The organism is Oceanihabitans sp. 2_MG-2023, from assembly GCF_030547245.1.
Taxonomy (GTDB): domain Bacteria; phylum Bacteroidota; class Bacteroidia; order Flavobacteriales; family Flavobacteriaceae; genus Oceanihabitans.
On the sequence record NZ_JAUOQT010000001.1, the window covers coordinates 746301 to 759505 of the forward strand.

Here is a 13205-nt window from a genome sequence, read left to right on the forward strand (position 1 = left end):
AAAAGAAATACTTATAGGTTTTATGAAAACACCAAAACATATATTAGTAATTAGGCTTTCAGCAATGGGAGATGTAGCAATGACAGTTCCTGTATTAAGCGCATTTACCCAACAGCATCCAAATGTAAAAATCACTTTCTTAACACGTGAGTTTTTTAGTCCTTTTTTTAGAGATTTAAAAAATGTTACAGTTTATTCCATTGATTTAAAAGGCAAGCATAAAGGAGTTTTCGGACTCTATAAGCTTTCAAAAGAATTAAAAAAACTCCAGATAGATGCAGTTGCAGACTTGCATAATGTTTTACGAACTAAAATTTTAAAAGCCTTTTTCTTTGGAATCCCTTTTGTTCAAATAAATAAAGGTAGAGCTGAAAAAAAAGCATTAATTTCTGGGAAAGTTTTTAAACAATTAAAATCAACCCATGAAAGGTATGCTGATGTTTTTAAAGTCCTTGGCTTACCTATAGATCTAACCAAGCCTACTTTTTCAGAAAAAATTAGCCTTCCAAAAAAGATGCTTTCTATAACTGGAGAAAAAACTAAAAAATGGATTGGTATTGCTCCTTTTGCAACCTATAAAAGTAAAATGTATCCTTTAGAAGCTATGCAAATAGTTATTGAAGCACTTTCCAAGAAGCACACTATTTTTCTATTTGGAGGAAAACAAGATATACCAGAGTTACAAAGGTTAGAGCGAAACTCGAATGTAATTAATTTAGCAGGCCAATTAAGTTTAAATGAAGAATTAGATGTGATTTCTAATTTAGACGTTATGTTGTCTATGGATTCAGGTAATGCACATCTAGCTGCTATGCTAGGTAAAAAAGCGGTTACTATTTGGGGTGTTACTCATCCATTTGCTGGTTTTTATCCGTTTAACCAACCTGAAAATTATGCATTATTAGCAGATAGAAAACAATATCCATTAATACCAACTTCTATTTATGGAAACAAGTTTCCTGAAGGTTATGAAAATGCCGCAAAAAGTATTTCGACACAAAAAATTATTGACTTAATAAATACTATTCTTTAAAGTTTTTAGAACTAAAAACAAAAAACCCTACTCCAAAGAGTAGGGCTCATTTTAAACTTACCATAAAATAAATAATCCCTAACTATTATCATTTATTGTTTAAAACTAGAACGAATATATTTGGTTTATTTTTTAAAAAAAATTAACCTCTAGGAAAAGATAATATAATCGTTAAAGTGTATATTTTTTAAGCTAAAACTATATTTTCATCGATAAAATGTTATTTCGGGAAAGATTTTCATCTTTTTTTTACCTATTAAACATCATCGTAATCTACTATAATTTTAGAAGTTTTTGGGTGTGCTTGGCAAGTTAAAATTAAACCTTCAGCCAATTCGCTAGCGGTTAAAATATTATTTTGCCTCATGGTTGCTTCCCCTTCTTTAATTCTTGCAATACAACTACTGCAAATTCCACCTTGACAAGAATAAGGAGCGTCTAAGTCTTCATCTAAAGCAGCTTCAAGAATAGATTGTTTTTGAGACATGGTAAATGTTGTTGTTTCATCATCTACTGTAATTGTGATTTCTGTTTTACCATTATCAGTAACTTCTTCATTTATAGGAGCAGGTTTTGCTGCTTTAAAAAGCTCAAAATGTATTCTATCTTCGTTAATATCATGCGCTGTTAAAACATTTTTAACGGTATGTATCATTGCTTCAGGTCCACAAAGGTAAAAAGCATCTACTTCTACATGCTTATACTTGTTTTTCATTACATAATTCACAGTACTTTTTTCAATCCTTCCAAAAATAGCATCGTCTTCATCTGCTTGGCTAAATAAAAATTGAATTGAAAATCGTTCTTTATATGTATGTTGTAACTCTAACAATTCATTTAAAAACATGGTGTCTTTAGTTGTTTTGTTTCCGTAAACTAGAATTACTTTACTATGCACTTCTTCTTCTAAAGCACATTTTACAATACTTAAAACAGGCGTAATACCACTTCCTGCAGCAAAAGCAGCTATGTTTTTTGTTATAGAGTCGTTAGGTGTAAAAACAAATCTTCCTTTTGGCGAGGCGACTTCTAATGTGTCTCCAACTTTTAGAATGTTATTTGCGTATGCAGAAAAAGTTCCTCCTTCTACTTCTTTTACAGCTACTTTTAGAGTGTCACTTTTTGGCGAAGTACATAAAGAGTAATCACGTCTTACCTCTTTTCCTTCAATTGTAGTTTTTAAGGTAATATATTGACCAGCTTTAAAAGTAAAGTTTTCTTTTAGGTTTTCAGGTACATTAAAGCTTATACTTACTGCTTTTTCAGTTTCTCTATGTATCTCTTTAATGGTTAATTTATGAAATTGTGACATGTTGTTATTTTTTGTAAAAATAAGAAACAAAAATACGAATTACATTTTGTTTGTAACAAAAAGGGTTTTTATATTACTAATCTTTAAAACCTAACCAAAATGATAAAACGTTTTTTAGATTTAGAATGGAAACAATTTACTAGATCTGCAAGCTTTGGTAAAAGCCTTGTGTTAAAAATACTAATGCTCTTTTTTGCTTTATATTTTGTAGCTATGTTTTTAATCATGGGAATTGCAATGTACCCAATGCTTAAAAAAGTATTTCCAGAAAGTGACCCTTTTGTAATGTTTAATAGTTTTATTTTCTTCTGGGTTTTAGGCGACTTAGTGGTTCGGTTTTTCTTTCAAAAATTACCAGTAATGAGTGTAAAACCACTACTTACACTACCAATAAAACGTAAAAAAGTAGTGAATTTTGTTTTAGGGAAATCTGCTCTCTCTTTTTTTAATTTCTTACCATTATTTGCAATAATACCATTTGGAGTTACACTTATAGTAAAAGACTACAACGTTTCTACTGTTTTAGTTTGGATGCTTACCATTATTATAATTACACAAATAAATAACTTCCTGAATTTTATTATTGAAAGCCTTTCTGCTAAAACAGAATTATCTTTTTTACCAATTATACTTTTAGCAGGCTCTCTTTTCGCTTTAAATCATTTTCAAATAATAAGTATTGCAGAAACCTTATCTAATGGAGTGCAGGCCATTGCTAATAATCCATTGTTCTTGATAGTTCCAATCTTAATATGGATTGGTTTATATCTTTATAATTTTAAAATACTTCGTAATAAATTGTTCTTAGATAGCTCTTTAAAAACAAAAACCCAAGAGGTAAATGTATCTAATCTAGAATGGACTAAAAAGTTTGGAGATATTGCGCCTTTTATGCAATTAGATTTAAAATTACTATGGCGAAATAAGCGACCTAAATCTTCGGTTTGGATGTTGTTTTTAGGACTATTATATGGTTTGTTCTTTTATCCAAATCCAATCTATCAAGACAAAGAATTTTTATTTGCGTTTGTTGGCATATTTGTAACTGGTATTTTTCTTATCAATTTTGGGCAATTTATTCCAGCTTGGGATAGTGGTTACTACAAAATGTTAATGAGCCAAAACATTAAATACAAACAATATTTAAAATCGAAGTACACATTAATGACGCTTAGTGTAATAATACTTTTTGTTTTAAGTATTCCTTACGTCTATTTTGGTTGGAAAATTTTACTCGCACATTTTGCTGCTGCAATTTATAATATTGGTGTAAATACGTATGTCATTTTATTAGGTGGATCTTTTAATCGAAAAAAAATAGATTTAAATCAAAGAGCAGCTTTTAACTTTCAAGGTACAGGAGCAGTACAATGGATTATTGGTATACCATTAATGCTTTTACCAATGGGGATATTTGCCATTTTTAATTTCACTTTCCATTTTGAAATTGGCATTCTAGCGCTAATCCTTTTAGGAGTAATAGGAATTGTTTTCCACCAAAAAATAATGAAATTAATAACCAAAAAATATTTAGATTCTAAATATAAAATGATTGATGCTTTTGATCACGATAACTAAAATATAACAAGATGATAACTACTACAAATCTTTCTAAAAAATATAATACAAGTCAAGTTTTAAATATCGAAAGTTTAAATATTCCTAAAGGACAAAGTTTTGGTTTGGTTGGTAATAATGGCGCAGGAAAAACCACCTATTTTAGTTTGTTACTAGATTTAATTCAACCAACAACGGGACATATAAAAAACAATGACATACAGGTAAATCTAAGTGAAGACTGGAAACCTTTTACTTCTTCTTTTATAGACGAAAGCTTTTTAATAGGTTACCTAACAGCAGAAGAATACTTTTATTTTATTGGTGAGCTTAGAGGCCAAAATAAAGCAGATGTAGATGCATTAGTCTCTAATTTCGAAGACTTTTTTCATGGTGAAATCCTTGGTCAGAAAAAATATCTAAGAGATTTAAGTAAAGGAAACCAAAAAAAAGCAGGAATAGTTGCTGCACTTATTGGTAATCCAGAAGTAATTATTTTAGATGAACCTTTTGCTAATTTAGATCCAACAACCCAAATAAAACTAAAACAAATAGTAAAAGATTTAGCACAAAAACAAGGGGTAACAGTACTTATTTCTAGCCACGATTTAATGCATGTTACAGATGTTTGCGAACGTATTGTTGTTCTAGAAAAAGGAGAAATAGTTAAAGATCTTGTTACAAGTCAAGAAACCCTTAAAGAGCTGGAAGCACACTTTGCAGGAATAGAAAAAATCTAAAAACACCTCGTTTTTATAGCTAAATTAAAAAAGATGCGTATTTTTACGTGCTTATGCAGTATTTATATAATATTTGCCTGAGTTTATAGTTATTTATTTGATTAAATACACAACTTTTGAAAACAAGATACCAAATTATATTAGTCCTTTTAGTTTCTGTTACTTTAATAACAAGTTGTTCTAGAAAAAAGAATAGTTTTATTAGCCGAAATTATCACGCACTTGCTGCAAGAGACAATACACTTTTTAATGGCTTTAATTCGCTTGAAGAAGGCAGAGAAAACCTAAACCAAAGTTATACCGATAATTATTGGGAAATCCTTCCAATAGAGAGAATGGAGGTTTTTGAAGAGGTAACTCTTCCTGGTCAAAATAAAAATGAAAGCTTTAGTAGAGCTGAAGAAAAAGCAGTAAAAGCCATCCAAAAACATGGTATGAATATTCAAGGAAAAGAATATAACTACCAAATAGACGAAGCTTATTTACTTTTAGGAAAAGCTCGTTATTTCGACCAACGTTTTGTTCCTGCATTAGAGTCTTTTAACTATATTTTATACAAATACGCAACAAGTAATAAAATAAACCAAGCTAAAATTTGGAGAGAAAAAGCGAATATTCGTTTAGAAAATGAAGAGCTTGCTATTAAAAACTTAAAAAGACTTTTAGATCAAGAAGAATTAAAAGATCAAGATTTAGCAGATGCAACCTCTATACTTGCACAGGCATATATAAACACAAAATCTTTAGATAGCGCACTTACACAAATAGACATCGCATCAAACGCAACCAAAAGTGATGATGAACGTGGAAGATATCGTTTTATACAAGGGCAATTATACAACGCTTTAGGAGACAAAGACAGTGCTAATATTGCTTTCGATAGAGTTATAGATCTAAATCGAAGTACACCACGAATGTACCTTATTAGTGCGCATATTGAAAAAGCAAAAAATTTCGACTATAACGAAGGAAACAAACTTGAGTTTTTAGAGTTACTTACAGATTTAGAAGAAAACCGAGAGAACAGACCTTATTTAGATAAAATTTATCATCAAATTGCCGAATATCATTTAACAAATCAATCCGATTCTTTAGCACTTGCTTATTATAATAAATCGCTAAGAACCAACTCTAAAGATAAAGTTTTAAAAGCGAAAAACTATGAGATTATTGGTGATATGAAATTCATAGCTGCTGCATATAAAAGTGCAGGGGATTATTACGACAGTACTATGACTAATATGGTCGTAAACACCAAGCCATACAGAGTAATTAAACGCAAAAGAGACAATCTTGAAGATGTTATTTTATATGAAGATATAGCAAAAAATAACGATAGTATATTAAAATTAGTTTCTTTGTCTAAAGAAGAGAAGTTAGCTTATTTTAAGACACATATAGAAAATCTTAAAATAGAAGCAGAAAAAGAAAAAGAAAGACTTGAAACTGCAGAAAGAAACAAAGGTATAGCAGTTGCTAATAATAACTTTGGTAAAACACAATCTGCATTAGGTGGAGGACAAGGATCCAGAGGTGGTCCAACTCCAGGTAAAGGATCTTCTTTTTATTTTTATAATACAACTACGGTAGCTTATGGTAAATCTGAATTTATTAAAGATTGGGGAGATCGTAAATTAGAAGACGATTGGAGGTGGTCTAGTAATAAAAACTCAAGAATAAACGCCACGGAAACAAATCCAACAATAACAAATGCTTCCGAAGAAGAATTATATAATCCTCAATTTTATATAGACCAAATTCCTTCCGAAGAAAAAGTAGTAGATAGCATTGTAAAAGAAAGAAACTTTGCATACTACCAATTAGGTTTAATATATAAAGAGAAGTTTAAAGAATATCCTTTAGCTAAAAGTAAATTCACCCAGCTTTTAAATAATAATCCAGAAGAAAATTTAATCCTTCCTACAAAATATAACCTGTATAAGATTTATCAATTATTAGGAGACGAAGGGGAAGCTAACTTTACCAAAAAAGATATAACAACCAATTACCCAGATTCTAGATACGCTACTATTTTAAACAATCCAGAAGCAGCAAATCTAGAAGATGAAAATAGTCCTGAAACCATATATAAAAATCTATACAATCAATTTAGAAATCAAGAGTATGCACAAGTACTTTCTAATATAGATAACTATATTACTGCTTTTGAAGCAGAAGCCATAGTTTCTAAATTTGAACTCCTTAAAGCAACAGCGACTGGTCGTTTATATGGTTATGAAGCGTATAAAAAAGCAATTAATTTTGTAGCACTTAATTATGCAAACACTCCAGAAGGAAAACAAGCACAAGAGTTGTCTAGCAACGCATTACCAAAACTTGCTAAAAAAGAGTTTGCCTCAGATAGCTTAAATGGTAATTATAAAGTGTTGTATAAATTCAGCACAGCTAACACACAAGATATGTCTAGCTTTGTAAAAACATTAAACGAAGTAATCTCTAATATTTCACATTATAACTTAACTACTTCAACAGATGTATATGATCAAGAAACAACATTTGTTGTAGTACATGGTTTAAAAAGTATAGATGGAGCAAAAGGGTTTGCTTACATATTAAGAGATGAGGATAGATATAAAATAACCAAGCCATCCATAGCAATTTCCTCTCCAAATTATCAAATTGTTCAGGTTCATAAAAATTTGGACGAATATATTAAAGAGCACCAATAATAAAATAAGAGTCATGTTTTCAGATAATAAAAAAGAAAGAAATACTTACGAAAATTCTTCTAGCCAAAATATTATTGCAAAAGGAACCAAAATTGTAGGAGACTTTTCTAGTGAAGGCGATTTAAGAATAGATGGAACTATTGAGGGGAATTTAAAAACTCCTGGAAAAATAGTAGTAGGAAAATGGGGCGTTATCAATGGAACATTAACAGGGTCTGATGCATATTTTGAAGGAAAGTTTTCAGGAAATTTAACATTAACAGGTACACTAACTCTAAAATCTTCAGCACATATTGAAGGAGAAGTGGTTTTAGGAAAACTAGAAGTAGAACCTGGAGCAACATTTAATGTAAACTGTGTAATGAAAGGTGCTTTAAAAGAATTAGATACGAGTAAAAATTCACAAAAATTAAAAAAAGGGCAAAGTGCCTAGTAAGTTTTTAAGGTTTACTTCCACAGCATTTCAAATGGGAGCAACCATTTGGTTGGGAAACCTATTAGGTAATTGGCTAGATATTAAATATCAAACCACATATCTAGAAAATACAATTACTCTTCTAGCTGTTTTTATCTCTATGTATTTAGTAATTAGTCAGGTTTTAAAAATATCAAAAGATAATAAGGATAATGATTAAAAAAATCGTTTTCTATAGTATCGGTTTTACCATGCTATTTGCAATCTCTTATGCAATTCACTTATCTAGTTTAAAAGATTTAAATCTTATACTAAGCGTTCCGTTGTTTTCTGTTTATCTATTCCATTTTATAATATCCTTACTCATTTGTATTGGCTTTGCAGTACTTTCAGAAAGTTCAAAATGGGATCAACAATTAGGTTTTGTGTATATGTTTACCTTTATAACTAAGCTTATGTTGTTTGCAATACTCTTTAAAAATACAGTATTTAAAGCAGGTGGTTTAAGTAAAATAGAAGCCTTTAATTTGTTAATTCCAGTCTTTCTTTTTCTTTTTTTGGAAGTCTATTTCATAGCGAAGATATTAAGTAAAAAATAGCGTTAAATATTATTGAGAAAAAAGTAATTGTTTTTTCAATAATTTCCGTAGTTTTGCACCGAATTTAAAAACACAGTTTTTTTGATTTTTTTAACAATGAAGGTAGCTAAACAAACTTTTAAATTTTACTCACTAGTATTAATGCTTTTCGTAAGTGCTTTCGCAATGGCTGAAAACACTACAGATCCTGTTGAAAATACAGGAGGTCAAGTAGATACAAAAGAAGAAGTAGAAGCGTATATTTTGCATCACATTCAAGATTCGCATGATTTTTCACTATTCTCTTATACAAGTGATACAGGAGAACGTAAACACTTTGGATTTCCACTTCCAGTAATATTATGGTCGAGTAATGGCTTAACAACTTTTATGTCTTCAGAGTTTCACCACAATGACGATGGACATGTAATTGTAGAAAAGAACGGATTAAAATTCGCGAAGATTCATTCAAAAATATACGAGTTAGATGGCGGAGCAGCAACAGTAGCTTTCGATGAAACACACCATGCTACTAATGCACATCGAGTTTTAGATTTTTCTATTACTAAAAGTGTAGTTGGTGTTTTACTAATAGGGCTATTAATGTTAATCTGGTTCTCCGGTTTAGCAAGACAATATAAAAAGAGACAAGTGCCAACAGGTTTTGGTAGAGTTTTAGAGCCTTTAGTATTATATGTTAGAGACGAAATTTCTAGACCAAACATTGGTGAAAAACACTACAGAAAATTTACAGGGTATTTATTAACCGTATTCTTTTTTATCTGGATCTTAAACTTATTAGGTTTAACACCATTTGGTTTTAATGTAACAGGGCAATTAGCAGTTACGGCATGTTTAGCAATATTTACATTAATAATATATACTGTAAGTGGTAATAAAGATTACTGGATGCATATTTTATGGATGCCAGGAGTACCTGTTTTAATTCGTCCAGTTTTAGCGATTATAGAATTAGCAGGGGCATTAATTATTAAGCCATTCTCATTATTAGTACGTTTGTTTGCAAATATATCTGCAGGACACATAGTTGTAATGAGTTTAATTGCAATTATGTTTACGCTTAAAAAATCTTTAGGTGTTGTAGGTGCAACAAGTTTATCATTAGTATTATCGTTTTTTATAACATTAATTGAAGTATTAGTTGCTTTCTTACAAGCATATATCTTTACCATGCTATCTGCATTGTTTATTGGTATGGCTGTAGCAGAGCACGATCACGAACATGATCATGATGATCATGGTCACGAAATCCCGGACGCAGAAGATGTGCGCGGAGATTTCATTTAACAAGAGTTTTTTTAATTTAACTATAAATCTATTATTATGTACAATTTAATTGGAGCAGGTTTAATCGTAATCGGAGCAGGAATTGGTCTTGGTCAAATTGGTGGAAAAGCAATGGAAGGTATTGCTCGTCAACCAGAAGCAACAGGAAAAATCCAAACAGCAATGATTATTATTGCAGCACTTTTAGAAGGATTAGCATTCGGTGCTTTATTCTTAGGAAAATAAGCAGTATGCAAACTAATAACACAAACCTGTAACGGTTGGTTACAGGTTGTGTTTATTAAATTAAAAAAGAAAAAATTTAAATACATTTAGAAATGGATAAGTTATTAAATGATTTTTCACCAGGTTTATTTGTAGTACAAACGATACTACTTTTACTATTAATCTTTTTAATGGTGAAATTTGCATGGAAACCTATCATGACTTCTCTAACAGAAAGAGAAGAGGGAATCCAAGGAGCTTTAGATGCTGCTGAAAAAGCAAAATTAGAAATGCAAAATCTGCAAGCAGATAATGCTAACTTATTAAAAGAAGCACGTGCAGAACGCGAATCTATGCTTAAAGAAGCAAGAGATTTAAAAAATAAAATGATTGAAGACGCTAAAACAGAAGCACAAACGCAAGCAAACAACATGATTGCTCAAGCGCAAAGTGCTATTGAAAGCGAAAAGAAATCAGCTATGGCAGAATTAAAAAACCACGTAGCAGGTTTATCTATAGAAATTGCAGAAAAAGTAGTAGGTCAAGAATTATCTAACAAAGACAAACAATTACAATTAGTAGAGTCTATGTTAAATGATGCTAAATTAAACTAAGTTTAAATCATGGCAGGAGAAAGAGCAGCAATACGTTACGCAAAAGCAGTTTTAAGTTTAGCTACAGATAATAATACAGCGGAAGTTGTAAATAACGATATGGAGCTAATTAATAATACAGTAGCGCAAAGTAAAGACTTAAAAGACATGCTTTATAGTCCTGTAATTAGTTCGACTGTAAAAAAAGCAGCTTTATTAGAAATCTTTAAAGGGATTAATACTGCAACGGTTAATTTAATAGATACACTAATAACGAATAAGCGTACAGATTTATTACCAGAAGTGGCTTCTAAGTTTATCTCTTTATACGAGCAACAAAAAGGAAGTCAAATTGCTATAGTTACAACAGCAGTTCCTTTAACAGAAGCTTTAGAAGCAAAAGTTTTAGCTAAAGTGAAAGCGCTAACAGGTAAAGAAACAGCAATTAAAAATATAGTAGATGAAAGCATTTTAGGTGGTTTCATTTTACGCGTTGGAGATACACAATACAATGCAAGTATCGCTAACCAATTAAATAAACTTAAAAGAGAGTTTACTATTAATTAATTTATGAAAACTATTATACCATTTTTATTCATCTTATTTACTTTTAGTGTAACAGCACAAAAGGTAAAAATTAAGAAAGGTAAAGTTTTTATAGATAAAGTAGAATACGTTCTTACAGAAGAAGATAAATTGTCTGATGATTCTTTTATAATTTCAAACTTAAAAGGAGAAGAGTTGTTTTATTTAAAGTATAAATATTACTCAGACCCTAATTTAAGAAGAGACACTAATCCAAATGGAACAGTCGTGTATTTTGAGCTAATGTCTAAAGATTTAGAAACAATTTATTTTGAAGCAGAATCACATCCAAGTTTAAGTGCTATGGGGATGTCAAAAAAAACGTATAAAATTTTATATAATGGAGAAGTTATTAATAAAGACGGAACCATTAATAAAGATAATTTAGAAACCGTATCCAAAAAGATTGGTTTTGAATTTTCAAAAAAGAGAACAGAATTAAATTAAAAAAAGAGTTATTCAAAAGATGTTTAACATCTAGAGTATAACGTCTAATATCTAATTATAAAAAAGATGGCAGAAGTAAAACCAGCTGAAGTATCAGCAATCTTAAAACAACAACTATCTGGTTTTGAAGCAAGCGCTTCATTAGACGAAGTTGGAACAGTATTAACAGTAGGTGATGGTATTGTACGTGCTTACGGATTATCTAACGCACAATATGGTGAGTTAGTAGAATTTGAAGGCGGATTAGAAGGTATCGTACTTAACCTTGAAGAAGATAATGTAGGTATTGTACTTTTAGGAACTTCAGTAGGAGTTAGAGAAGGTTCTACAGTAAAACGTACTAATCGTATTGCATCTGTAAAAGTAGGTGAAGGTATTGTTGGTCGTGTTGTAGATACACTTGGTAACCCAATTGATGGTAAAGGACCAATAACTGGCGAAACATACGAGATGCCTTTAGAGCGTAAAGCACCTGGAGTTATCTATAGAGAACCAGTAACCGAACCATTACAAACAGGTATTAAAGCAATTGATGCTATGATTCCAGTTGGTAGAGGGCAACGTGAGTTGGTAATTGGTGATAGACAAACTGGTAAGACTGCAGTTTGTATTGATGCTATCTTAAACCAAAAAGAATTTTACGATGCAGGGGAGCCTGTATATTGTATATATGTTGCTGTAGGTCAAAAAGCATCAACAGTAGCACTTATTGCTAAAACTTTAGAAGAAAAAGGAGCTTTAGCATACACAACAATAGTAGCTGCAAATGCATCAGATCCTGCTGCAATGCAAGTATATGCACCTTTTACAGGAGCATCTATTGGTGAGTACTTTAGAGATACTGGTAGACCAGCTTTAATTGTATTTGATGATTTATCAAAACAAGCCGTTGCTTACCGTGAGGTATCTTTATTATTAAGACGTCCACCAGGACGTGAGGCGTATCCTGGAGATGTATTCTATTTACACTCTCGTTTATTAGAACGTTCTGCAAAAGTGATTAATAATGATGCTATTGCTAAAGAAATGAATGACTTACCAGAGTCATTAAAACCATTAGTAAAAGGTGGTGGTTCTTTAACAGCATTACCAATTATTGAAACGCAAGCAGGAGATGTATCTGCATATATTCCAACGAACGTAATTTCTATTACAGATGGACAAATTTTCTTAGATGGAGATTTATTTAACTCTGGTGTTCGTCCAGCAATTAACGTAGGTATTTCTGTATCTCGTGTTGGTGGTAATGCACAAATTAAATCCATGAAAAAAGTATCTGGTACTTTAAAATTAGATCAAGCACAATATCGTGAGTTAGAAGCTTTCGCTAAGTTTGGTTCCGATTTAGATGCGGTTACTCTAAATGTAATTGAAAAAGGAAAACGTAACGTAGAGATCTTAAAGCAAGGACAAAACGAACCGTTTACAGTAGAAGATCAAGTAGCAATTATTTATGCTGGATCTAAAAACTTATTAAAAGACGTTCCTGTAAATAAAATTAAAGAATTTGAAAGAGATTTCTTAGAATTCTTAAACGCTAAACATAGAGGTGTTTTAGATACTTTAAAAGCAGGTAAATTAACAGATGAGGTAACAGATACATTAATGTCTGTTTGTAAAGACCTTTCTGCTAAATATAGAGCATAAAAAAGTTTTAAATTTAGAGTTATTAGTTAAGAATTCTTCTCGCTCATAACTCTAAATTTTCATTAATAAAATTAATGTCACTCTGAGCTTGTCGAA

At 30.8% G+C, this 13205-nt stretch carries 14 protein-coding genes; 13 read left to right on the forward strand and 1 reads right to left on the reverse strand.

The window, feature by feature from the left end; translation table 11 throughout:
- Positions 1-22: 22 nt before the first annotated feature.
- Positions 23-1033, forward strand: a complete 1011-nt coding sequence (locus tag Q4512_RS03210; RefSeq protein ID WP_303421538.1) for a glycosyltransferase family 9 protein — start codon at positions 23-25, stop codon at positions 1031-1033.
- Positions 1034-1289: 256 nt separating this feature from the next.
- On the opposite strand, the gene Q4512_RS03215 is transcribed toward Q4512_RS03210, so the two are convergent.
- On the reverse strand, positions 1290-2345 hold the full coding sequence (locus Q4512_RS03215) for a ferredoxin--NADP reductase (protein ID WP_303421540.1): 1056 nt from the start codon (positions 2343-2345) through the stop codon (positions 1290-1292).
- Between the two features lie 99 nt (positions 2346-2444).
- Between Q4512_RS03215 and Q4512_RS03220 the strand changes: the two genes are divergently transcribed.
- The 12 genes from Q4512_RS03220 (at position 2445) to atpA (ending at position 13109) form a co-directional block, all read left to right on the forward strand.
- Positions 2445-3923 (forward strand): DUF5687 family protein, encoded by a 1479-nt coding sequence (locus Q4512_RS03220; RefSeq protein ID WP_303421542.1) that lies wholly within the window; start codon positions 2445-2447, stop codon positions 3921-3923.
- 11 nt (positions 3924-3934) lie between these two features.
- Positions 3935-4642, forward strand: coding sequence for an ABC transporter ATP-binding protein (locus tag Q4512_RS03225; protein ID WP_303421544.1), 708 nt, complete (start codon positions 3935-3937; stop codon positions 4640-4642).
- Between the two features lie 116 nt (positions 4643-4758).
- Positions 4759-7332: a tetratricopeptide repeat protein gene (locus Q4512_RS03230; protein ID WP_303421546.1), complete on the forward strand. Its 2574-nt coding sequence runs from the start codon at positions 4759-4761 to the stop codon at positions 7330-7332.
- Between the two features lie 13 nt (positions 7333-7345).
- On the forward strand, positions 7346-7765 hold the full coding sequence (locus tag Q4512_RS03235) for a polymer-forming cytoskeletal protein (protein WP_303421548.1): 420 nt from the start codon (positions 7346-7348) through the stop codon (positions 7763-7765).
- Positions 7758-7967 (forward strand): AtpZ/AtpI family protein, encoded by a 210-nt coding sequence (locus Q4512_RS03240; RefSeq protein WP_303421551.1) that lies wholly within the window; start codon positions 7758-7760, stop codon positions 7965-7967. The genes Q4512_RS03235 and Q4512_RS03240 overlap by 8 nt, the downstream gene beginning before the upstream one ends.
- Positions 7960-8346: a DUF6168 family protein gene (locus Q4512_RS03245; RefSeq protein ID WP_303421553.1), complete on the forward strand. Its 387-nt coding sequence runs from the start codon at positions 7960-7962 to the stop codon at positions 8344-8346. Before Q4512_RS03240 ends, Q4512_RS03245 begins: the two co-directional genes overlap by 8 nt.
- Before the next feature lie 96 nt (positions 8347-8442).
- Positions 8443-9633 (forward strand): F0F1 ATP synthase subunit A, encoded by a 1191-nt coding sequence (gene atpB / locus Q4512_RS03250; RefSeq protein ID WP_303421555.1) that lies wholly within the window; start codon positions 8443-8445, stop codon positions 9631-9633.
- A 36-nt stretch (positions 9634-9669) separates the two neighbouring features.
- On the forward strand, positions 9670-9858 hold the full coding sequence (atpE, locus tag Q4512_RS03255) for an ATP synthase F0 subunit C (RefSeq protein WP_013993139.1): 189 nt from the start codon (positions 9670-9672) through the stop codon (positions 9856-9858).
- A 92-nt stretch (positions 9859-9950) separates the two neighbouring features.
- Positions 9951-10451: a F0F1 ATP synthase subunit B gene (locus tag Q4512_RS03260; RefSeq protein WP_303421557.1), complete on the forward strand. Its 501-nt coding sequence runs from the start codon at positions 9951-9953 to the stop codon at positions 10449-10451.
- 9 nt (positions 10452-10460) lie between these two features.
- Positions 10461-10997, forward strand: coding sequence for an ATP synthase F1 subunit delta (atpH, locus tag Q4512_RS03265; protein ID WP_303421559.1), 537 nt, complete (start codon positions 10461-10463; stop codon positions 10995-10997).
- Between the two features lie 3 nt (positions 10998-11000).
- Positions 11001-11462, forward strand: a complete 462-nt coding sequence (locus Q4512_RS03270) for a hypothetical protein (protein WP_303421561.1) — start codon at positions 11001-11003, stop codon at positions 11460-11462.
- Between the two features lie 66 nt (positions 11463-11528).
- The gene (gene atpA, locus Q4512_RS03275; protein ID WP_303421563.1) at positions 11529-13109 is read left to right on the forward strand and encodes a F0F1 ATP synthase subunit alpha; all 1581 of its coding nucleotides are present in this window, start codon (positions 11529-11531) and stop codon (positions 13107-13109) included.
- Positions 13110-13205 lie beyond the last annotated feature (96 nt).

Excerpts from the sequence above, each read along its gene's own strand:
- Q4512_RS03210 (WP_303421538.1), top strand. The coding sequence starts at position 23 with ATGAAAACACCAAAACATATATTAGTAATTAGGCTTTCAGCAATGGGA.
- Q4512_RS03215 (WP_303421540.1), bottom strand. The coding sequence starts at position 2,345 with ATGTCACAATTTCATAAATTAACCATTAAAGAGATACATAGAGAAACT.
- Q4512_RS03220 (WP_303421542.1), top strand. The coding sequence starts at position 2,445 with ATGATAAAACGTTTTTTAGATTTAGAATGGAAACAATTTACTAGATCT.
- Q4512_RS03225 (WP_303421544.1), top strand. The coding sequence starts at position 3,935 with ATGATAACTACTACAAATCTTTCTAAAAAATATAATACAAGTCAAGTT.
- Q4512_RS03235 (WP_303421548.1), top strand. The coding sequence starts at position 7,346 with ATGTTTTCAGATAATAAAAAAGAAAGAAATACTTACGAAAATTCTTCT.
- Q4512_RS03245 (WP_303421553.1), top strand. The coding sequence starts at position 7,960 with ATGATTAAAAAAATCGTTTTCTATAGTATCGGTTTTACCATGCTATTT.
- atpB (WP_303421555.1), top strand. The coding sequence starts at position 8,443 with ATGAAGGTAGCTAAACAAACTTTTAAATTTTACTCACTAGTATTAATG.
- atpE (WP_013993139.1), top strand. The coding sequence starts at position 9,670 with ATGTACAATTTAATTGGAGCAGGTTTAATCGTAATCGGAGCAGGAATT.
- Q4512_RS03260 (WP_303421557.1), top strand. The coding sequence starts at position 9,951 with ATGGATAAGTTATTAAATGATTTTTCACCAGGTTTATTTGTAGTACAA.
- atpH (WP_303421559.1), top strand. The coding sequence starts at position 10,461 with ATGGCAGGAGAAAGAGCAGCAATACGTTACGCAAAAGCAGTTTTAAGT.
- Q4512_RS03270 (WP_303421561.1), top strand. The coding sequence starts at position 11,001 with ATGAAAACTATTATACCATTTTTATTCATCTTATTTACTTTTAGTGTA.
- atpA (WP_303421563.1), top strand. The coding sequence starts at position 11,529 with ATGGCAGAAGTAAAACCAGCTGAAGTATCAGCAATCTTAAAACAACAA.